The sequence below is a fragment of the Pedobacter sp. AW31-3R genome (assembly GCF_052180285.1).
In the GTDB taxonomy this organism is placed as follows: domain Bacteria; phylum Bacteroidota; class Bacteroidia; order Sphingobacteriales; family Sphingobacteriaceae; genus Pedobacter.
On the sequence record NZ_CP197475.1, the window covers coordinates 5,181,732 to 5,203,879 of the forward strand.

General features: G+C 43.3%; 16 protein-coding genes and 3 rRNA genes. 1 reads left to right on the forward strand and 18 read right to left on the reverse strand.

Going from position 1 to position 22,148, the window contains the following annotated elements; translation table 11 throughout:
• Nucleotides 1-8: 8 nt before the first annotated feature.
• The 16 genes from ACSBL2_RS21260 to rrf (ACSBL2_RS21335) all read right to left on the reverse strand — a co-directional run bounded on the left by ACSBL2_RS21260 (nt 9) and on the right by rrf (ACSBL2_RS21335) (nt 17,236).
• Nucleotides 9-1,334 (reverse strand): cell division protein FtsQ/DivIB, encoded by a 1,326-nt coding sequence (locus tag ACSBL2_RS21260; RefSeq protein WP_442588571.1) that lies wholly within the window; start codon nt 1,332-1,334, stop codon nt 9-11.
• On the reverse strand, nt 1,327-2,679 hold the full coding sequence (gene murC, locus ACSBL2_RS21265) for a UDP-N-acetylmuramate--L-alanine ligase (RefSeq protein ID WP_442588572.1): 1,353 nt from the start codon (nt 2,677-2,679) through the stop codon (nt 1,327-1,329). The genes ACSBL2_RS21260 and murC overlap by 8 nt, the downstream gene beginning before the upstream one ends.
• A complete protein-coding gene (gene murG, locus ACSBL2_RS21270) occupies nt 2,680-3,789 on the reverse strand; it encodes an undecaprenyldiphospho-muramoylpentapeptide beta-N-acetylglucosaminyltransferase (protein ID WP_442588573.1) in 1,110 nt (369 codons plus the stop codon).
• 12 nt (nt 3,790-3,801) lie between these two features.
• Entirely contained in the window at nt 3,802-4,995 is a 1,194-nt protein-coding gene (locus ACSBL2_RS21275; RefSeq protein WP_442588575.1) for an FtsW/RodA/SpoVE family cell cycle protein, read from the reverse strand.
• 3 nt (nt 4,996-4,998) lie between these two features.
• Nucleotides 4,999-6,342 carry a UDP-N-acetylmuramoyl-L-alanine--D-glutamate ligase gene (gene murD, locus ACSBL2_RS21280; RefSeq protein ID WP_442588576.1) on the reverse strand — a complete coding sequence of 448 codons (1,344 nt, stop codon included), beginning with the start codon at nt 6,340-6,342 and terminating at the stop codon, nt 4,999-5,001.
• Complete coding sequence (mraY, locus tag ACSBL2_RS21285; protein ID WP_442588577.1) at nt 6,342-7,589, reverse strand: phospho-N-acetylmuramoyl-pentapeptide-transferase; 1,248 nt, start codon at nt 7,587-7,589, stop codon at nt 6,342-6,344. Before mraY ends, murD begins: the two co-directional genes overlap by 1 nt.
• On the reverse strand, nt 7,589-9,046 hold the full coding sequence (locus ACSBL2_RS21290) for a UDP-N-acetylmuramoyl-L-alanyl-D-glutamate--2,6-diaminopimelate ligase (protein WP_442588578.1): 1,458 nt from the start codon (nt 9,044-9,046) through the stop codon (nt 7,589-7,591). The genes mraY and ACSBL2_RS21290 overlap by 1 nt, the downstream gene beginning before the upstream one ends.
• 1 nt (nt 9,047) lies before the next feature.
• The gene (locus ACSBL2_RS21295) at nt 9,048-11,147 is read right to left on the reverse strand and encodes a penicillin-binding protein (protein WP_442588579.1); all 2,100 of its coding nucleotides are present in this window, start codon (nt 11,145-11,147) and stop codon (nt 9,048-9,050) included.
• Nucleotides 11,137-11,556, reverse strand: a complete 420-nt coding sequence (locus ACSBL2_RS21300; RefSeq protein ID WP_442588580.1) for an FtsL-like putative cell division protein — start codon at nt 11,554-11,556, stop codon at nt 11,137-11,139. The genes ACSBL2_RS21295 and ACSBL2_RS21300 overlap by 11 nt, the downstream gene beginning before the upstream one ends.
• The gene (gene rsmH / locus ACSBL2_RS21305; RefSeq protein WP_442588581.1) at nt 11,553-12,458 is read right to left on the reverse strand and encodes a 16S rRNA (cytosine(1402)-N(4))-methyltransferase RsmH; all 906 of its coding nucleotides are present in this window, start codon (nt 12,456-12,458) and stop codon (nt 11,553-11,555) included. The genes ACSBL2_RS21300 and rsmH overlap by 4 nt, the downstream gene beginning before the upstream one ends.
• A complete protein-coding gene (gene mraZ / locus ACSBL2_RS21310; RefSeq protein ID WP_442588582.1) occupies nt 12,448-12,915 on the reverse strand; it encodes a division/cell wall cluster transcriptional repressor MraZ in 468 nt (155 codons plus the stop codon). The genes rsmH and mraZ overlap by 11 nt, the downstream gene beginning before the upstream one ends.
• Before the next feature lie 563 nt (nt 12,916-13,478).
• Nucleotides 13,479-14,672: a phosphoglycerate kinase gene (locus tag ACSBL2_RS21315; RefSeq protein WP_442588583.1), complete on the reverse strand. Its 1,194-nt coding sequence runs from the start codon at nt 14,670-14,672 to the stop codon at nt 13,479-13,481.
• Between the two features lie 47 nt (nt 14,673-14,719).
• Nucleotides 14,720-15,154, reverse strand: a complete 435-nt coding sequence (locus ACSBL2_RS21320) for a GNAT family N-acetyltransferase (protein ID WP_442588584.1) — start codon at nt 15,152-15,154, stop codon at nt 14,720-14,722.
• A gap of 42 nt (nt 15,155-15,196) precedes the next feature.
• Entirely contained in the window at nt 15,197-16,207 is a 1,011-nt protein-coding gene (gene gap / locus ACSBL2_RS21325; protein ID WP_442588585.1) for a type I glyceraldehyde-3-phosphate dehydrogenase, read from the reverse strand.
• A 539-nt stretch (nt 16,208-16,746) separates the two neighbouring features.
• Nucleotides 16,747-16,962: a hypothetical protein gene (locus ACSBL2_RS21330; RefSeq protein WP_442588586.1), complete on the reverse strand. Its 216-nt coding sequence runs from the start codon at nt 16,960-16,962 to the stop codon at nt 16,747-16,749.
• Nucleotides 16,963-17,124: 162 nt separating this feature from the next.
• Nucleotides 17,125-17,236 (reverse strand): 5S ribosomal RNA (gene rrf / locus ACSBL2_RS21335).
• 374 nt (nt 17,237-17,610) lie between these two features.
• Between rrf (ACSBL2_RS21335) and ACSBL2_RS21340 the strand changes: the two genes are divergently transcribed.
• Entirely contained in the window at nt 17,611-18,717 is a 1,107-nt protein-coding gene (locus tag ACSBL2_RS21340) for an aspartyl protease family protein (RefSeq protein ID WP_442588587.1), read from the forward strand.
• Nucleotides 18,718-18,914: 197 nt separating this feature from the next.
• On the opposite strand, the gene rrf (ACSBL2_RS21345) is transcribed toward ACSBL2_RS21340, so the two are convergent.
• Nucleotides 18,915-19,026: ribosomal RNA gene (gene rrf / locus ACSBL2_RS21345) — 5S ribosomal RNA — on the reverse strand.
• 170 nt (nt 19,027-19,196) lie between these two features.
• Nucleotides 19,197-22,075, reverse strand: a 23S ribosomal RNA gene (locus ACSBL2_RS21350).
• Nucleotides 22,076-22,148: the final 73 nt, after the last annotated feature.

A 22,148-nucleotide genomic window follows, 5' to 3' on the forward strand; every position in this document is an offset into this window, starting at 1 on the left:
TTATTATATTATTTGTTTTTCTTGGTGTCTTTAGTTGTTGAAGCTGTTGCCGGCTTCTTTGCTGTTTCAGTATCCTTGGCATGTGGAGGCCAGCTTTTCCTTGGGGTTTGCCCCTCAGGCAGCTTCGGTTTTACCGTTTCCTTTACCACTTCTTTTGGTTTCACTGTTTCTTTTTTTACTGGTACCGTTACCTTTTTTGCCGGCTCAGTTTTCTTTGGTTCGGCCACTTTTGCCGGTGTTTTTTTAACTACTACAGGTTCTGTTTTCTTTTTTACAGGCGCTGCATTTTTTACCGTTTCCGTCTTTTTTACAGGTTCCGCTTTCTTTGGCGGTTCAACTTTCTTCGCAACTGCTGCTGCTGTTTTCTTAACCTCTGTTTTTTTTACAGGAACAGCCGCTACCCTTACTTCCGGCTCCTTTTCCTTCTCCGCTGATGATCCATTATTTTTCAACTCCTCCGCAATCTGTGCACTCACCAGGGAATCGATTACCTTCTTCGACTTTGCCGCATTATATTCCACTGTAGCAGCCTTTACCGGCACGCCATTTACTGAATCTATCTTGTTCCGTTCGCAAACAATCTGATTGGTATATTTAATGTTAATGGATTTATAAGTATCCCAGCCAACCTGAGGCATAGCTTTCTTATAGAAAATAAGCAGGTTTGTCATTTTCTTCTCCAGAGAGTCGGCACTACCTAAAATTATACGTTGATTGCCCACTCTTGGTACCAGTTCAATATCATCCTTATCAGTAACAAATATCTGCTCGATTTGTGAGTCCCATAACGTATCTTTTTTCAAAAATAGTGCCGTCTTATATAAATCTGAGGCCATTTTGGTAATCAGGGTATCTACTTTACCCCCGAAATGTTCCATGATCTTCCCGTTGGCAACCACCACATCAGCCGTAAAGTTCGGAGACACAGGCATTTTCAATCCGTCATAGTCAATATAATAATCCTGCCCGCCAGAATTAATAATTCTTAAAATAGGCTGGCGCTGACTGATTTCAATATGGATGACACCGTCCATGTCTGCAAAAACCTTCGCATTTGCGATATAAGGATTCGCTATAATGCGACGCTCCATAGCCTGCAGGTTAATATTTTCGAGGTTTCTTCCTTTCAAAGTTCCTTCACTTTGCTTAAGAATAGCATCAATCTCTTCTCTTTCGATAAAATTATCGGCACCGGGAATCAGGATTTTAACATTGGTACAGGTCACGGTATGTTTTTTCACCTCCACAAAACTCATGAGGGTGATGATTCCGCCCAGACCTATCATCCATGCAAAACATTTAAATACCAATTTCCAGTTTACTCTCTTAAGCATTTGTTAAAATATCTTTTAATGGTGCTATTAAAGTATCAATATCACCGGCACCCACTGTTAACAGCAAGGCAGGTTTATCTTGTTTTATTTTCTCCAGTACGCCATCTTTAGAGAGCACTTTACTGTTCTTCAATGTCATTTTACCCAGTAGAAATGCGGAATCAATACCTTCCAGCGGCAACTCCCTTGCAGGATAGATATCCAGTAAAAGCAATTCATCCGCAGTACTCAGTACAGCGGCAAAATCATCTGCAAAATCTCTCGTCCGCGTAAATAAATGCGGCTGAAAGATCACCGTTAACTGATGCCCGGGGTACAGCTGACGCACAGCATCGAAACATGCCCTTAATTCTTCCGGATGATGTGCATAATCGTCGATATAAATATGCTTCTCTTCCTTGACAATATATTCAAAACGTCTCTTTACACCTGTAAAGCTGGCCACAGCCCGTTTGATCAATTCCTTATCAATCCCCAGCTTCAGGGCAACAGCTATAGCTACCGTGGCATTCTCCACATTATGTTTACCGGGCAGCAGCAGATGAATATCATTAATCTGCTGGTCGCCCTTATAATCGAATACAAACTCCGATCCTTCCACCCTTATGTTTTCTGCCCTGACAGTTGAATCCAGGTCCACACTATAGGTAATTCCCTTTTCAATCGGCAAGCCTTTTTTCACAAAGAGCGTTCCCTCTTCTTTCAGCTGAGCAGCAAAAAGCCTGAACGATTCGGTTAACTGTGCTGCATCGCCATATATATCCAGGTGATCTGCATCCATAGAAGTAATCACCGCAATATCCGGGTGCAGCGTTAAAAAAGAACGGTCATACTCATCGGCTTCCACCACGACCACGTCATTGTCCCCGATCAGGAAATTACTCTGGTAATTGGTTGCAATACCACCTAAAAAGGCCGTACACCCATATCCTGTATCCTTTAACAGGTGTGCGATGATCGAAGAAGTCGTCGTTTTACCATGTGTTCCGGCAACAGCAATACAAAACTGGCCCTTACTGATAATCCCCAAAACCTGGGAGCGTTTCTTCAGATCAAAACCATTATCCCTGAAATAATTCAACAATTTGGAATCCTTGGGAATAGCAGGCGTATACACAATCAGGGTAGCTGCAGCGGGCGATAAAAACTGTCCGGCTAAAGATGATGGTTCATCGGTATAGCTCACTAGCATTCCTTCTTCTTCCAATGCCATCGTCAGTAAGGTACGTGTCTTGTCATAACCACTCACCTGGCAACCGCGTTTATGGAAATAACGCGCAATGGCACTCATCCCGATCCCGCCGATCCCTACAAAATAAACCTGTTTTATAGCTTCCAGTTCCATCTAGTTCCTCCACCCTGCTAATTTCATCACTTCCCTTGCAATCAGGTCATCTGCCTCCGGCAGTGCCATCTTACCTATATTTTCCGACAGCTCTTCACTGCGTTTTTCATCTTTCAGCAACTGCAAAGCCTCCCTGACCAGGGTATCTTCCGCAGAGCGGTCGTTGATCAGTAGTGCTGCATTATTCTTCACCAATGCCATCGCATTTTTCGTCTGGTGATCTTCAGCCACATTCGGTGAAGGCACCAGGATAACCGGTTTTTTAATCAAGCATAACTCTGCAATCGTTCCTGCCCCAGCCCTTGAAATAATGACATCAGCAGCAGCATAGGCCAGGTCCATTTTATTCAGGAATTCCAGTACACGGATATTCGGATGAAGATTATACCCCAGGCGTTCCATGATTCCTTCATAATAATACTTACCGGTTTGCCAGATCAGCTGTACATCATTGTCAATAAATTCCTGCAGGTGTTTCTCCATGCTTTTATTCAGGGTACCGGCACCGAGGCTGCCTCCTGTAACCAGGATCGTCTTTTTCAGTGGATCCAGCTTCAGCAGTTCAGCTCCTTCAAAATGTTTGTTGGTAATATTCACCACCTCTTTCCTCACCGGGTTTCCTGTCTTCAGGATCTTATCCACCGGGAAAAACTGTCCCATATCATCAAAGGCAACGCATATTTTTGATGCTTTTCTACCCAGGTTTTTATTCGTTATTCCCGCATAAGAATTCTGTTCCTGGATCAGGTAAGGTACCTTTTTCCAGGAAGCAGCAATCAGGAGCGGACCAGAGGCATATCCCCCAACACCCACCACCACATCGGGCCTGAAGTCGGATATGACTTTTAAGGCCTTCTGTAAGCTTCCAATCACTTTAAATGGCAGCGCCAGGTTCTTCACAATTGAACCCCGCTGCATCCCACTAATATTCAGTCCCACAATCTTATAACCGGCTGCAGGAACCTTTTCCATCTCCATTCTGCCGTTGGCACCTACAAATAGTATTTCACACCCCGGCTCCATCCGCCTGAGTGCATTGGCAATCGCTATTGCGGGAAAAATATGTCCGCCCGTACCGCCACCTGAAATAATTACTCTTGTTGGTTCCATCTTATATCTTATTTATGCCATTGCAGGAATTTCTCCCACCACAACTTTTCTATTTCCTTTTTCATCGACCGATTTCCTGACATTCTCCTCTACATCCCTGCTTACGCTCAGGATAATTCCAAATGCAATACTGGTAAAAATCATTGATGTTCCCCCCATACTGACCAATGGAAGCGGCACCCCTGTTACGGGGCCCAATCCTACCGCTACAGCCATATTTGCAAAGGCCTGTATCGTTAAGCTAAAACTTAGTCCGGCGGCCAGCAGCGCGCCAAATGCCTTGGGACTCTGTGTGACAATCCGGACACAGCGGTACAGCAATACCAGGTATAAAACAATAATGATCATTGCACCAAACAAACCATATTCCTCCACAATAATGGCAAAAATAAAATCTGAATAGGGATGGGGCAAAAAATTACGCTGCGTACTGTTTCCCGGTCCCTTCCCGAAAAACCCTCCTGTTGCCAGGGCAATTTTAGACTGGTCGGCCTGGAAGGTTTTATCAGAATGCTGAAGTTCCGGATGCAGGTAAGAATTGATACGCGACTTATACGTCTCCCTCCTTGGCCCCAGAAAAAATACAAACATCAGCAATACAAAACCACCGGCACAGACAATCATAATCTGTTTGATACTGATACGGCCAATGATCAGCAATAAAATACTTACGCCGAACAACATCAGGGCAGTAGATAAGTTGGCCAGTGCAATCAGCACAAAAACCACACACACCGACCCCATAATGGGAATAAATGCCGATTTAACATCCTTAATATTCTCCTGTTTCTTCGTCAGCATGCGTGCCAGGAAAGTAATCAGGGCCAGTTTCGCCAAATCGGAGGTTTGAAATGTCAACCCGATGATCGGGATTTTCACCCAGCGGGAAGCATCATTCAAACTTGCACCAAAAATCAGCGTATAAAACAACAGGGGAATCGTAATGATCATCAGGATCTTGGAGATCCCTGCATAATATTTATAATCCAGTAAGTGTGCAATATAGATCATACCAATCCCCATCACAACGAAGATCAGGTGCTTGGTCAGCAACAGTTTCTCCACTGTTTTCCCTTGTTTATAGGCAAGCGTACCCGTTGCACTATAAACGGCAAGAATAGAAATCAGCGACAACAGGATAATGATCAGCCATATCCAGCGGTCCCCCTTGGTCTTCTCTAAAAGCAACTGAATTACTGCACCCATAATTTATAACTCTTTAACGGCCATCTTAAACTGATTGCCGCGGTCTTCATAATTTTTGAACAAATCAAAACTCGCACAGGCCGGTGACAACAATACGGTATCTCCTTTTTTTGCCAAATGGTAGGAAACCTGTACGGCTTCATTTGCCGAAAACGTATTCACAATAATATCTACATCGTCTTCAAAAGCCTCATGGATCCTTTTGTTATCCTTGCCCAGGCATACAATCGCCTTCACCTTTTTCTTCACCAGGTCTTTCAGCATATCATAATCATTCCCTTTATCCACACCACCCAAAATCAGGATCACCTGAGCGCTTACACTTTCCAGTGCATACCAGGTAGAATTTACATTTGTCGCTTTTGAATCGTTGATGTAATCCACCCCCGAAATTTTAGCGACATGCTCCAGCCTGTGTTCAATATTTTTAATGTCCCCCATACTTTCGCGAATCGTCTGATTGCGGATATCAAGAACTTTAGAAATAATGCCCGAAGCCATAGAGTTGTATATGTTGTGCTTACCTTGTAAGGCTAACTCTGTAATTGACATGGTTAATTGGTCTATTTGGTTTATATTGATGTGTATGTTATTGCCTTCAAGGTAAGCCCCCCGGTCTATCCGTTTCCGGATGGAAAAAGGGTAGGTTGTAGCATTCACCTTTGCACCTTTCAGTATTTTTATGGTTTCTTCATCATCAGCACAGTAAATAAAACTGTCATTGGCGGTCTGGTTCTGTGTGATGCGCAGTTTTGAGGCTGCATAATTCGACATCTTATAATCATACCTGTCCAGATGGTCGGGCGTGATATTCAGCAGCACTGCAATATCTGCCCTGAACTCATGCATATCATCCAGCATAAAGCTTGAAATCTCCAGCACATACCAGTCGAACGATGCTGTCGCCACCTGTGCCGCAAAACTGTGCCCGATATTACCCGCCAGTCCTACATTCAGCCCTGCCTTTTTCAGGATATGGTAAGTCAGCATTGTCGTAGTCGTTTTTCCATTGGAACCGGTAATACAAATCGTTTTTGCACTTGTATATCTTTTGGCAAATTCGATCTCGGAAATTACAGGAATAGCCCTCTTTTTCAGTGCGACAATAATCGGGGCTGTATCAGGGATTCCAGGGCTTTTAATCACCTCTGTGGCATTCAATATCGCTGCAGCAGTATGTTGCTTCTCCTCAAAAGTAATATTCATATCCAGCAATGACTGTTTGTAACGTTCGGCTATGGCACCAAAATCTGATACAAACACATCAAACCCTTCCTTCTGCGCCAGCATTGCTGCACCTACACCGCTTTCTCCGGCTCCCAATATGACAACTCTTCCCTTTTGCATTATCTCAGTTTTAAAGTAATGATCGTGATGATAGCCAATAATATGCTGATGATCCAGAAGCGGGTAACAATCTTCGCTTCATGGTATCCTTTTTTCTGGTAATGGTGGTGCAAAGGGGACATCAGGAAGATTCTCCTGCCCTCTCCAAACCTTTTTTTCGTGTATTTAAAGTAAGAAACCTGCATCATGACCGAGAGAATCTCGATCAGGAATACCCCACATAAAATAGGGATCAGCAATTCCTTTCTGATCATGATGGCCAGTGCTGCGATAATCCCACCGATGGCCAAACTTCCAGTATCTCCCATAAACACCTGTGCAGGATAGGAATTATACCATAAAAATCCGACACAGGCCCCTACAAAGGCGCCGGCAAAAATCATCAGCTCCCCGGAGTTAGGGATATACAGGATATTCAGGTACTCCGCAATCACCGTATTACCCGATACATAAGCCAGCAAGGCAAGCGTAAGCCCGATCACCGCCGATGTACCTGTAGCCAGTCCGTCAATACCATCCGTAATATTCGCCCCGTTGGACACCGCAGTAATGATCACCACCACAAACAGGATGAATACAAAGACAGCATACTTCTCATATCCAGGCCCTAAAAACTTCAGGACTTTAGAATAATCAAACTCATTGTTCTTATAAAAAGGAATATTGGTAATGGTAGATTTTACATCCTGGGTATAGTAAAACTTCTCCCCCTTTTGGCGCAGCACCATCGGTGCCGTATTTTTGGTCACAGCGGTTTCATCCACCGTTTGCCGCACCACAATATTAGGGTTGAAGTACATCGTCCAGCCAATAATCAATGCCAGCCCCACCTGTCCTACAATCTTAAACCTACCGGCCAGTCCTTCTTTGTTCTTCTTAAATACTTTGATATAATCATCCACAAAACCTACCGTCCCCATCCATACCGTCGTCACGATCATCAGTAAGACATATACATTCGTCAGGTTGGCCAGTAACAATGTAGGCACCAGGATCCCCAGCAAAATCATGATACCACCCATTGTTGGGGTTCCTTGTTTTTGCATCTGCCCTTCCAGGCCCAGGTTTCTTACGGTTTCCCCCACCTGCATCCTGCGTAAAAACTTAATGATCCTGCTTCCATAAACGGTAGTGATAAACAGGGAAATAATAATCGCAAGGGAAGTCCTGAAAGTGATGTACTGAAACAATCTCAATCCAGGGAAATCATAATGTTCATTAAGATATTCGAATAAAAAATATAACATTAGCTGATTAAGTTTAATTGTTCCGTCAACACCTCTTTATCATCAAAATGATACCTTACCCCATTAATTTCCTGATATTTCTCATGTCCCTTACCTGCGATAAGGATAATATCCCCTGGCTTTGCCAGATGGCAGGCCGTTTTTATAGCTTCTCTACGATCCAGTATAGTCAATGTCTTTCTCTTATTTGTCGGCGATACGCCTGCTTCCATCTCTTCAACAATAGTCTGCGGATTTTCTGTTCTCGGGTTATCTGAAGTCAGGATCACCTTATCACTCCAGTCGCATGCCACCTGCGCCATCACCGGACGTTTCGTTTTATCCCTGTCGCCTCCGCATCCGATCACCGTAATCACCTGTTCCGTTCCTTTACGTATATTCTGTATGGTACTCAGCACATTCTGCACAGCATCCGGCGTATGTGCATAATCCACAATACCAATAATCTGTTTGGCATTCGTGACATAGTCGAACCGGCCTTCAGCACCAGTCAGGTCACTCAGAATAGTCAATACCTTCAGCTTATCCTGTTCCAGCAACATCGCTGTACCATAAACGGCCAGCAGGTTATAGGCATTAAATGAACCCACCAGCTTAAAAAAGACATCAACATGGTCAATATCCAGGTTCAGTCCGCTAAACCTGTTTTCAATAATACTGGCTTTAAAATCTGCCAGTTGTTTCAGTGCATAGGTTTTCTTCGCCGCCTTTGTATTCTGCAGCATCACCATCCCATTGCGGTCATCGCCATTGGTCAGTGCAAAAGCAGATTTCGGCAGGGCGTCAAAAAATCCTTTTTTGGCCTTGATATAATTATCGAAGGTTTTATGAAAATCCAGGTGGTCGTGCGTAATATTTGAAAATATCCCGCCGGCAAAAATAAGGCCTTCTATACGGTGCTGAACAACCGCATGGGAGCTCACTTCCATAAAACAATATTCACAGCCTTCATCCACCATCCGCTGTAAAAGTTCATTCAGGGCGATAGGATTTGGCGTGGTATGTGTTGCCGGAATAATCTCCTCATTAATCTGGTTCTGCACGGTGGAAATCATCCCCACGCTATATTTCAGCGCACTAAACAATTTAAATAACAGGGTGGCAATGGTAGTTTTGCCATTGGTTCCTGTAATCCCCACCAGTTTCAGTTTTGCTGAGGGGTTCCCGTAATAATTCGCGGCCATAATTCCAAGGGCCACGGTGGAGCTCTCCACTTCAATATAAGTAACTGCGGCATCACGTTCCACAGGAATCTCTTCACAGATCACTACTGCAACACCGGCTTTAATTGTTTGCTCAATAAATTGATGTCCGTCCGACAAAGTACCCCTTACAGCAAAAAAAACGGCATTCTGCTGTACCGCACGCGAGTCAAACGTAAGCATACTAACTTCTCTGTTCGTTGAGCCGACCAGGTTAGTAATGGCAACACCATATAAAACATCCTGCAACTGCATCTTATCTCAATTCTAAATCAACCAATAAACCTTTTCCAATTTTAGTCCCTGCAGCGATCGACTGATAGATCACTTTTCCGCTGCCGGTCACATGGGTCTTTAACCCTCCGTTCCCTAAAAGATACAAGGCATCCTTCAATCCCATTCCTACTACATTTGGCATCAATCCTTTTACGGAACTATACTCTTCGTAAACGATCCCGTTACTGGTATCGACACTGTTAAAATAATCCGACTTGGCGGCATACAATGTTTTAATCCCTAAAGACTTATACACCTTCTTCACCGCTTTACTCTGTCCCGCTTTAGCTTCCGGACTTTTCGTATTGCCAACCAGGTGGTCAGTTACATTGTTATACATCTGTATGTCACTCGCATAAATACGGTCGGCAATCTCTTTAAACACCGGACCAGCTACTGTAGCTCCATAATACCCGTTTTTAGGGCCATTGATCACCACATTGATAGAATACTTCGGCTTATCTGCCGGAAAATATCCGCAAAAGGAAGCCTGATAGCTCTTCTTTGCCCTGTAGCCCCTGTTCCCATCGGCCACCTGTGCAGTACCCGTTTTACCGGCTACCCTGTAAAATGGTGATCCCATCAGCTTACCTGTACCATGGGTTACCACGGCTTCCAGCATTTCCTGCAGTTTCTTCACGGTTTTCGGAGAGCTGACCTGCTCACTGATCACGCGGGCATGAAACTGCTCTATAGGATTCCCCAGGCGGCGGATTTCCTTCACAAAAATCGGGGAGATATATTTGCCATCATTTGCTATGGCATTATAAAACGCCAAAATTTGCAGCGGGGTAATCTGCATTTCATAACCATAAGCCATCTGTGCCAGCGTCAAACCGCTCCATGATTTAAACGAGGGATTTTTAATCACCGGTTTTGTTTCTCCCGGAATCTGTAATCCCAGCCGTTCATTCATATGGATATTGTATAAATGATCTGTAAACTCCTTTGGATTATCCTTATAATGGGCATACACCAGTTTGGCCACAGCAGTATTGGAAGATTCTTCAAAAGCCCTTTTCACGGTCACTGTTCCAATACCTCCGTGCGAATCCCTGATGGTATGCCTGAATACCTTATAGGTACCATCTCCTGTAGCCACCATGGTATTGGTATCTACCTTTCCATCTTCCAGTAAAGCCATATAAGAGGCCAGTTTAAAAGTAGAGCCCGGATCCTGGCTTCCGCCAATGGCATAATTAAACTTCTCCCTGTACACCCCTTCACTCTCCCTTGTATAATTCGCCACTGCGCGAACCTCTCCCGTGGCCACCTCCATCAGTATCACTGTCCCATGGTCAGCATCACTTTTAATCAGCTGTTTCTCCAGTGCACTTTGTGCCAGGTCCTGCATATTGATATCAATGGTGGAAATAATATCGGCACCTTCCTTAGGGGCAATTTCCGCCTCTTCATTCACGGGCATCCATACGCCACCGGCAATACGCTGTACCAGACGTTTTCCACTTTCCCCGTTAATGTAGTTACCATAGGCACCTTCCAGTCCCACACTATTGGCCACATTTTCATTCTTATACCCTATGGTACGTGCGGCAAGCGATTTAAAAGGAAGGATCCGTTTATTCTGCTGAATAGCCATCAGTCCCCCGCTATACTTGCCAATATTGTACAAAGGAAAACTGCGGATCACCTTCAGGTCCTGGTAATTCACTTTTCGTTTAATCAGCAGGTACCTTACACTATCCCTCCTGGCTCCACGCAGGGTACGGGAATATTCCTTCGGTGTTTTATCGCCAAAAAACTGCGACAGTTTCATGGCCAGTGAATCCACCTTACTATTGAAAATATGGTCATCGGCAATTCCACCTGCATAGGTATCCATACGCAGTTCATATTCCGGTACCGATGTAGCCAACAGGCTACCATCATTAGAATAAATATTACCACGGGCTGCCTCCACATTGACATACTTTGTAGAGAGACTATCGGCCATGGCACGCCACTTATGTCCCTCTACAAATTGCACATCGCATAACCTGACCAATACCGCCACGGCAAGCAGTACAATCAGTCCGAAGGACAAATACACCCGTAATAATATGTTAGCTCTAATATTCATCACTCGTTATGATTATTTTTTTAGGGGGCTCCGTAAGCTCCTTAATTCCTAACGTATCTACTTTTTTAGCCACCTCAGTCAGTTTGCTTCTAAACATCAAATCTGCCTTCAGTGATTTATACTCCCAACTCAGCTCTTTAACTTCCTTGCTCAGTTTATCAATATCCCTGATATTCTTCACTGCCATATGGCTATTGGCGATATACAACATCGTCAGCAGCGAAAGGAAAACCAGAAAAGGCAACATTGCTGTCGCCGCTTCTTTAGAAACCACACCATCCACAAAAAGCTTTTTAAAGAAAATATTAACACTTTCATTTTCTTTTTTAGGCTCCTTCAGTTTAATTACCGGTTCGTCCAGTAACTCCTCCTCTTCTTCCTCTATGTCGTTCCTGAACTGGTTATTCATATCCTTTCTCCAATCCTCAGTTTTGCACTTCTCGACCTGCTGTTTCTTTCCAGTTCTTCCTCTTCAGCCATCACAGCTTTACGGGTAATCGCTTTAAAAGGCTTCTCTTCATTTCCGAAGAAATCCTTATCCGCTTCACCCCTGATTTTCCCTTTGGCAATAAAATTCTTTACAGGCCTGTCTTCCAGCGAATGGTAAGACATCACCACCAGTCGCCCGCCTTCATTCAGCACTTCGGCGGTCTGAACCAGGAAACTTTCCAGCACATCGATCTCGGCATTCACCTCAATACGCAATGCCTGGAAAACCTGCGCCATATATTTATTTTCTTTTCCCTTCGGAATATGTGCTGAAACAGCAGTTTTAAAATCGGCCAAAGTCACAATCGGTTGTCCCACTCTCCAGGTCACCACTGCCTTCGCCAATGATTTCGCATTTTTCACCTCCCCATAAATACCAAAGATCTTATGCAGTTTATCTTCGGTATAGGTATTTAAAACATCGGCAGCAGTAAGCTTGCCTTGTTTATCCATACGCATATCCAGGGTAGATTCAAACCTTGTAGAAAATCCCCTGTCGGGTTCATTAAACTGGTGTGAGGAAACGCCTAAATCGGCCAGAATTCCATCCACCTGTTTGTAACCCAATAAACGGAGGTTATTTTTAAGAAAAGCGAAGTTCTGGTCTACAAACCGGAAACGCGGATCATCAATCTTATTCCTTTGCGCATCAGGATCCTGATCGAATGCGATCAGCACTCCATTTTTCCCCAAATGTTTTAAAATCTCTCTCGAATGACCACCGCCACCAAAGGTAACATCAACATATACCCCATCAGGTTTGATATTCAAGCCCTCCATACATTCTTTTAAAAGTACCGGTACATGATAATTATTTTCCATCTTCCCCCCTGTTTTTATTTCCCATCACTTCTTCAGCCAGCTGAGCAAAATCTTCCGGTTCACTATCCAGTAAACTATCGTAAGCCTCTTTAGCCCACAATTCAATTTTGTCAAACTGACACGCGAGTACCACCTCCCCATTGATGCCTGCAAATTCCAATAATGACTTGGGAAGATTCACTCTTCCCGAGGCATCCAGTGTCAATTCCATCGCACCACGGGTAAAAAATCTGATGAACTCCCGATTTTTTTTCTCATATTGGTTCAGTTTACTCAACTCTTCAACTATACCTTCCCATACTTTTTTCGGGTAGATCACCAGGTGCTTTTCAAACCCCCTGTTCACTACTAACCCTTCTTGTTCAACACTGGGCAATTGTTTTTTCAGACCGGAAGGAACCATTAAGCGGCCTTTCGCATCCAATTTACAATCGAATTCTCCCAACAGTTGCACCATTATAGTATGTACACATTTTATGTAGTGTAAAAATAGGTACTTCTACCACTTTTTACCACAATCTACCACAAAAAAGTTATCAACATGCAAAATGTCCAATATTTTCCCCATTCCAGGATAAAACGGGTTGGAGAAGAATCTGCCCCTGCTGGGGAATTAAGCAGGATTTTACTGAATTTATGATCATGAAAGCCGGAGATATACAAGGAATGGCCTGTGCTCAAGAAAAATGAATTAAACAGGAAAACCACATTATTATTTTCGGGAAACACTTAAAAAGCTTGCTTTCAATACGTTCCGGAAATAAAGATTTCTCCTATCGGGGCTTTACTTCTTCCTACAGGTACGTACAAATCTGCAGGCTCCTGAATATCCTTATCCTGGACAGGTTTAAGATTGGGCAATGATCACATCGGAGTGCCATACTCTTGTAAACATCAAATTTGGGTCAGTTATTCCTCAACAAACCTGTGGTGTTTATAAAAATAATGGTATAAAAAAAAGCCACTAAAAGTGGCTTTTCCAAAGGAACGAATTCCCTTTTATACGATATAAAAAATCAATTAATCATTGATCGCTTTCACACCTGGAAGTTCTTTACCTTCCATATATTCCAATAATGCACCACCACCGGTAGAAACATAACTCACTTCATCTTCCAGGTTAAATTTAGCAATTGCAGCAGCTGAATCACCACCACCGATTAATGAAAATGCATCATTATCTTTCGTTGCAGCAACCACAGCATCAGCAATAGCGCGTGTACCTACTTCAAAACTTGTCATTTCGAAAACACCCATCGGGCCATTCCATAATAAAGTTTTAGAATCTTTAATGACAGAAGAGAACAACTCAATAGTTTTAGGGCCGATATCCAATCCCATCCAGTCAGCCGGAATTGCACCGCTATCCACGTTACCTTTTTCTGCGTCATTGTCAAACTTATCAGCAATCACGGTATCCAGGGGTAAAAGTAATTTTACACCTTTAGCTTTAGCTTTTTCAAGCAGTTCCAGGCAAAGTTCCATTCTATCTGCTTCCAATAAGGAAGTACCGATTTCACCACCCTGTGCTTTAGCGAAAGTATAAGCCATACCACCACCAATAATCAGGTTGTCAACTTTATCCAGCAGGCTTTCAATCAAAAGAATTTTATCAGAAACCTTAGCACCACCCATAATTGCAGTGAAAGGTCTCACGGCACCATGGTTTACTTTCTCTGCATTTTTCAACTCTTCAGCCATCAGGTAGCCAAAATATTTCTCTTCAGGGAAGAACTCGGCCACGATAGCTGTAGAGGCATGTGCACGGTGGGCAGTACCGAAAGCATCATTCACATATACATCACCTAATTTTGCCAGTTTACCAGCAAAATCTTTATCACCTTTTTCTTCTTCTTTGTAGAAACGCAGGTTCTCCAGCAATAAAACTTCACCAGGATTTAAGTTCGCTGCTTTTTCTTCCGCTTCCGCACCAATACAATCAGCCGCAAATTTCACTTCCAGATCAAGCATTCTTGACAGGTCACCTAAGATATGTTTCAAAGAGTATTTATCCTCCGGACCGCCTTTCGGACGACCCAGGTGGGACATTAAAATTACTGATCCACCATCGTTTAAAATTTTAGTGATGGTAGGTAATGCTGCACGCATCCTTTTATCATCAGTAATGTTGAATTCTTTATCCAGTGGTACGTTGAAATCTACCCGGATCAGCGCTTTTTTGTCTTTAAAATTGCATTGGTCTATTGTCTTCATCTATCTAATTATTAGTTTATCTATCTTTTTAATGAAATAAAAGCTTCCTATTTTTTTAATAACATCAGCATATCAAAATGTGGGCCTATGCCAGGAACATCAAATTCAGCGGACACCACTTCCATACCGAGCTTATGGTAAAAACCCACCGCTGCCGCTCTTGCATTACACCATATATAAACAGCATCATCTGCCAAAAGTTGGGCGGCAGCAAAATTAATCAGTGCTGCACCATATCCTTTACCGGCAAAAGCAGGAGCTGTGGCCATGCCCCTTAACCTAATGCCACCGGGGCCTTTTCCGGGATAATCCTCCGGGAAGAAAGTACCAACAACGACCAGTTGTTCTCCTGCATACCCTCCAAGATGGAAGATTCCCGCTGCCCCATCAGTCGGCAAAATACATTTATCGTAACTTGCACCCTTTCTGAGTACAGCACTACGTAGCGGGAAGGTTTCCTCCTGAGTGATTACTTTAATCATATTAAACTATTACAATGCTAAGCATAATTTTGCAATCCGGGTCTATAAAAGTCCGTAATCCTTATCATTATTATTCGTAATCTTCAGCACCAAATCTACCAGCCGGGCAGAATACCCCGATTCATTGTCATACCAGCCCACTACTTTCACCAGGTCGCCCACAATAGAAGTTAGCTGTGCATCAAAAATACAGGAATGCGGATTATCCAGAATATCAACAGAAACAATAGGATCTTCAGTATATTCAAGCACTCCCTTCATTTCATTTTCTGAAGCAGCTTTAAAGGCCGCATTGATCTCTTCAATAGTGGTTGGATTTTTGAGGATACAGGTAAAATCGGTAAGGGAGCCATTTAATACAGGAACACGAATCCCTGCCCCGCCCAGTTTACCTTCCAGATGAGGGAAAATATTGGTGATCGCTTTGGCTGCACCAGTACTTGTAGGGATGATCGATGCTGATGCTGCCCTCGCCCTTCTCAGGTCTTTGTGCGGTGCATCATGCAGACTCTGGTCGCCTGTCATTGAATGTACTGTAGTGATATATCCATCCAGAATCCCCCAGTGGTCATCCAGGATCTTCACCATCGGCGCAACGTTGTTGGTCGTACAGGAGGCGTTTGAAATCAGGCTGGAACTCAGGTCAATTACCTCATCATTCACCCCCAGTACATACATTGGAATATCTTTATCTGCCGGGGCGGATATGAGCACCTGTTTAGCTCCGGCTTTCAGATGCTTTTCTGCACCAGTCCTTGTGGTAAATTTTCCGGTAGACTCTAAAACAAGGTCTATCCCTAAAGTTTTCCATGGCAACAGTTCGGGCTGAGACGCTCTGCAAACCTTTATCCTCCTGCCATTAATAACAATTGCGTCATCGGTAGAACTCACATCACCTTTAAAGCCACGGTGAACCGTATCGTATTTAAAAAGGTGGGCAAGTGTTTCCGGATCTGCAAGATCATTTATGGCGACTACATCGATGTTTTTTTCCAGTGCGGCACGTAAAAATATCCTGCCGATCCTGCCAAAACCATTAATTGCTAATTTCATTTGTTGTCAATTTCTGGCGACAAAACTAGCTATATTCTTTTTGGTATTAATTGAAAAAATACGGGAATCATCAAAATTATATATTCAAATTACAGGGGGTGTAAATTAAAATACACAGCAATAATGTGACATATCTGAGCACCATTTTATTTGGTCCCAGACACAACGCTGTTGGAAGAAACTCATATTGATTTTGGCCCTCATTAGCTATTAAATATATCATAATTATCTTTCGCCCAAAGTTTCCCATATTTTTGGGTTTCGACTTGTATGTAAAACCGCAAAAATCAGAACGGTTTCATTCTCGAGTAAGAAATGGACCATAAATGGAAATTTCCTTATTACCATGCATCTCACTTCTTTATAGCGGACGGTATAAATCTCAGCAGTTTTACTTAGCTTATTTATCTGGTTGATTACTTGTTTCTAAAAACGTGTACCTAGTCCGTAAGATTGTTGATTATACCAATATGTTGTTTTTTGGATATCTGTTAAAGCCTCCGGAAAGATCTTAATTTTATAAGATAGCATTATTTTAATTAACCTTTAAGCTCTTTTGAAACAACACTCCAATCTAATAAGATATCCGGGTTAGATTTATACTCAGAGATTCTTTCATTAACGATATTCTGATGCTCTACAGGTAGAGCAATGTCCTCAGCCCAGATTACATCACTAAATTCCAGTTTTTCAGAAGGTGATAATCTTTTCACCGCATCTTTTAATTGTCCAAATGATAATTCTACAGCGATCATAATATTTTTCTTTATGCCTTTAACAAATTTACCTAAATTTTTCTCTAATACAAAACAGGATGTTTCACATCAAAATTATATATTTAAATTGCTTAGCTTGAAAAATTATTTTCACTCAGAAACAAGAAAAGCCTCTCAGTTTCCTGAAAGGCTCTCTTTAAGATTTGGCACCGACCTACTCTCCCACGTGTTACCGCAGTACCATCGGCTCTGGTGGGCTTAACTTCTCTGTTCGGAATGGGAAGAGGTGGACACCACCGATATAGGCACCTAAATATTTTGAACTATCAAATCATCCGCCTGATAGTTGAATTGTCTTTATTAATGTCCAAAGATAGTCAAAAATACCAGAACTCAACTATAATGATTAAAATAGGCAGCTAACTAAGCTGTGGGCATTTATATTTCGTATATTTATTCATAGGGAAACCTAGCCAGATATAGATCTTTTTCCAACCAGGAGTTTACTGCCAGTCAGTATGGTTCATGATATATACTGGAAAAATAAATGGTGCCATGAAAACATCTCCCTCTAGAATTCAGCGGTTTCTTTTCTGTCTACTTTTTTGCTTCATCTATATCAACCAGATACATGCGCAGAAATTTGAATTTGAGGGGAAAAGGAAAAAGTACACGCTAGACTTTAAAATGGTACAAAATTTAATTGTCATTCCTATATATATCAACCAAAAAGGCCCCTATAATTTCTTACTTGATACTGGCGTTGCCCAAATGATTATTACTGACACGACCTTCCTAAAAAACTATCAACTCGAAAAATATCAAACCATTAAAGTCCAAGGTTATGGATTTGGAGAAAGCATAGATGCCATACTCACCAGAGATTTGAATGTGCGTATTGGTAAAGCGAAGATCAGCAGAATTCCCACAGCTATATTTACAGAAGATATTTTCAATTTATCCAATTACCTTGGTGTACATATTTCAGGCATATTGGGGTATTATTTTTTTAACAGCTTTCAGGTCAAAATAAATTACAACCATGGTACCCTTACTTTTTATAAGCCAGGAACCTTAAAGAAAATCAAAGGGACAAAAATCCCCATCGTCCTGAAAAATGCCAAACCCTATATCAACATGTCTATTGAAACTCCACAACTGGGCAAGACAGACTTACATATGCTGATCGATAATGGTTCAAGTCATGCGATGACCCTAGAATCATTTAAACAAGCACCATTTCCTCTTCCTGATAGCGTGATCTCAGCGAACCTGGGCGTAGGTATCAATGGTATTATCAATGGCGCAATAGGAAGGATTGATACTGTTCATATAGATGGTTTTTCCTTTAACCATGTTTTAACCGGATTTCCAACTTACCACAAAGAAATGTCTGATTTAGAAGGTGCCAACAGAAATGGAAGTATAGGTGCTGATCTTTTAAAAAACTTTACAGTAACCTTTGATTATGGCGCTGAGGTTATGTATTTAAAAAGGGCGTATACGCATTCCCCAAAATTTGAACACGATATGGCGGGGATAGAGATCTATACCAATGATAAAAAGGTTAAAAGGTATTTCATTGGAAGAATTGAACAGGGTTCACCAGCAGAAACAGCAGGTTTACAACCTGAAGATGAAATTATCGCAGTAGACTTTAGGGATGTGATCGCCTATACGCTCAACGATTTAATAGAATTATTCAAATCAAGGGATGGAAGAAATATACTTCTCGAGATCAGACGTAAGTCCGATTTTCACGTAATTGTATTGACACTAAAAAAGAGGATATAAACCAAAACAAAATCACTCCAGGTAAACGTCTTACTACTCATTTATTACTCAGATAAAGAGATAAGCAATTGAAAGAGAAAACCTTTTCCATTGTTAGTGTCGATATGAACAGCCTGCTGTATCAATCATCAATGCACAGGTACAAAACCCCTGTAAACAAGAAAAGCCTCTCAGTTTCCTGAAAGGCTCTCTTTAAGATTTGGCACCGACCTACTCTCCCACGTGTTACCGCAGTACCATCGGCTCTGGTGGGCTTAACTTCTCTGTTCGGAATGGGAAGAGGTGGACACCACCGATATAGGCACCTAAATGTCTTTACCGTACAGCTTTTACGCTGTGCTTTTGTTTTTATGCGCTCGCGCATACAATATGTTAAATATGTTTTAGATTCGGATGATCCCTTTCGGAATCTTCCTGCTCTCAAACAATGACATGTTATTGAAAGAAGTTAGTGTGAAGAACAAACAACAGTGTATTGCTCTTGAAAGCTTCGGATGATTAGTATTACTCGACTATGGTGTCGCCACCTTTACATCTGTAACCTATCAACGTAGTAGTCTGCTACGGTCCTATATGGAATTCTCATCTCGTGGCTAGTTTCGCACTTAGATGCTTTCAGCGCTTATCTATTCCCAACGTAGCTACTCTGCAATGCCCCTGGCGGAACAACAGATTCACTAGAGGTTAGTCCAACCCGGTCCTCTCGTACTAAGGTCAGCCCCACTCAAAATTCCTACGCCCACAACAGATAGGGACCGAACTGTCTCGCGACGTTCTGAACCCAGCTCGCGTGCCACTTTAATCGGCGAACAGCCGAACCCTTGGGACCTTCTCCAGCCCCAGGATGTGACGAGCCGACATCGAGGTGCCAAACCTCCCCGTCGATATGAGCTCTTGGGGGAGATCAGCCTGTTATCCCCAGCGTACCTTTTATCCTTTGAGCGATGGCCCTTCCATGCAGAACCACCGGATCACTATATCCGTCTTTCGACCCTGCTCGGCTTGTCTGCCTCACAGTCAAGCAAGCTTATGCTATTGCACTCCTCATACGGTTACCAAGCGTATTGAGCTTACCTTTGAAAGCCTCCGTTACCTTTTTGGAGGCGACCACCCCAGTCAAACTACCCATCAAACAATGTCCCCCCCTAAAGGGGTTAGACACCGAATACAGAAAGGGTGGTATTTCAACGTTGACTCCACAACACCTGGCGATGCCGCTTCACAGTCTCCCACCTATCCTACACATCCTGTATCCAATGTCAATGTTAAATTGTAGTGAAGGTGCATGGGGTCTTTCCGTCCCGTTGCGGGTACCCGGCGTCTTCACCGGGACCACAATTTCACCGAGCTCATGGCTGAGACAGCGCCCAGATCGTTACACCATTCGTGCAGGTCGGAACTTACCCGACAAGGAATTTCGCTACCTTAGGACCGTTATAGTTACGGCCGCCGTTTACTGGGGCTTCGATTCAATGCTTCGCCTTGCGACTAACATCCCCTCTTAACCTTCCAGCACCGGGCAGGTGTCAGGCCTTATACTTCATCTTTCGATTTTGCAAAGCCATGTGTTTTTGTTAAACAGTCGCCTGGGCCTTTTCACTGCGGCTGACATTGCTGCCAGCGCCCCTTCTCCCGAAGTTACAGGGCCATTTTGCCGAGTTCCTTAGCCATGATTCACTCGAGCGCCTTAGAATTCTCTTCCCGGATACCTGTGTCGGTTTGCGGTACGGGTTTTTATAACCTGAAGCTTAGCGGTTTTTCTTGGAAGTCTGATTACCTGCGCTATCCACTTAGCCGAAGCCTCGCGGTACTATCGACTTTCAGCTAGGGTGGCGGATTTGCCTACCTCCCTAATACCTACAGTCTTTAACGATCTATTCCGTCAGATCGCGGCAGTGTCACTACTCCGTCCCCACATCGCAGTTATAAAAAGTACTGGAATATTAACCAGTTGTCCATCGAATTTCCCCTTCGGGTTCTCCTTAGGCCCCGACTAACCCTGATCCGATTAGCGTTGATCAGGAAACCTTATCCTTTCGGCGGGCAGGTTTCTCGCCTGCCTTATCGTTACTTATGCCTACATTTGCTTTTCCAGAAGCTCCACCACAACTTACGTCATAACTTCGCTGCCGCTGGAATGCTCCCCTACCGTAATATAAATATTACCCATAGCTTCGGTATACTACTTAATGCCCGTTTATTATCCATGCACGATCGCTCGACTAGTGAGCTGTTACGCACTCTTTAAATGAATGGCTGCTTCCAAGCCAACATCCTAGCTGTCTGTGCAATCGCACCTCGTTAGTTCAACTTAGTAGTAATTTAGGGACCTTAGCTGATGGTCTGGGTTCTTTCCCTCTCGGCCCGTGACCTTAGCACCCCGGGCCTCACTGCCGTGTATATTTGATAGCATTCGGAGTTTGTCTGGATTTGGTAGGATTTGACTCCCCCGCACCCAATCAGTAGCTCTACCTCTATCAAACTCTACCACGACGCTGTTCCTAAAAACATTTCGGGGAGTACGAGCTATTTCCCAGTTTGATTAGCCTTTCACCCCTACCCACAGATCATCCGGAAACTTTTCAACGTTTATCGGTTCGGTCCTCCAGTACGTGTTACCGCACCTTCAACCTGTCCATGGGTAGATCACAAGGTTTCGCGTCTACCTCCCCTGACTATACGCCCTATTCAGACTCGCTTTCGCTTCGGATCCGTGTCTTAAACACTTAACCTTGCCAGAGAAGAGTAACTCGTAGGCTCATTATGCAAAAGGCACGCCGTCACGCCACCTGGACGCTCCGACCGCTTGTAAGTACACAGTTTCAGGTTCTATTTCACTCCCCTGTTCGGGGTTCTTTTCACCTTTCCCTCACGGTACTGGTTCACTATCGGTCTCTCAGGAGTATTTAGCCTTACCGGATGGTGCCGGCAGATTCCCACAAGGCGTCTCCGACCTCGCGGTACTCAGGATACTACTAGGCTAATGTCTCTTACGTGTACGCGGCTCTCACGCTTTACTGCCAGGCTTCCCATCCTGTTCCACTTCAATTCATTAATACCACATCGTAGTCCTACAACCCCAACATTGCCGTAACAATATTGGTTTGGGCTCTTTCCCGTTCGCTCGCCACTACTTAGGAAATCATTATTATTTTCTCTTCCTCTGCTTACTTAGATGTTTCAGTTCGGCAGGTTTGCGCACCGCAGTGCGACTGATCTTCAATCAGCCAGGTTGCCCCATTCGGAAATCTTCGGATTAAATCATATTTGCTAATCCCCGAAGCTTATCGCAGCTTATCACGTCCTTCATCGCCTCTGAGAGCCAAGGCATCCCCTGTGTACTCTTTCTTACTTTCTTCTCTCCATAGCCTTTTGCGCCTATGGAAATGCTTTTTTATTAATGTTGTTAACCTTTTTGATCAGTTCCCAGT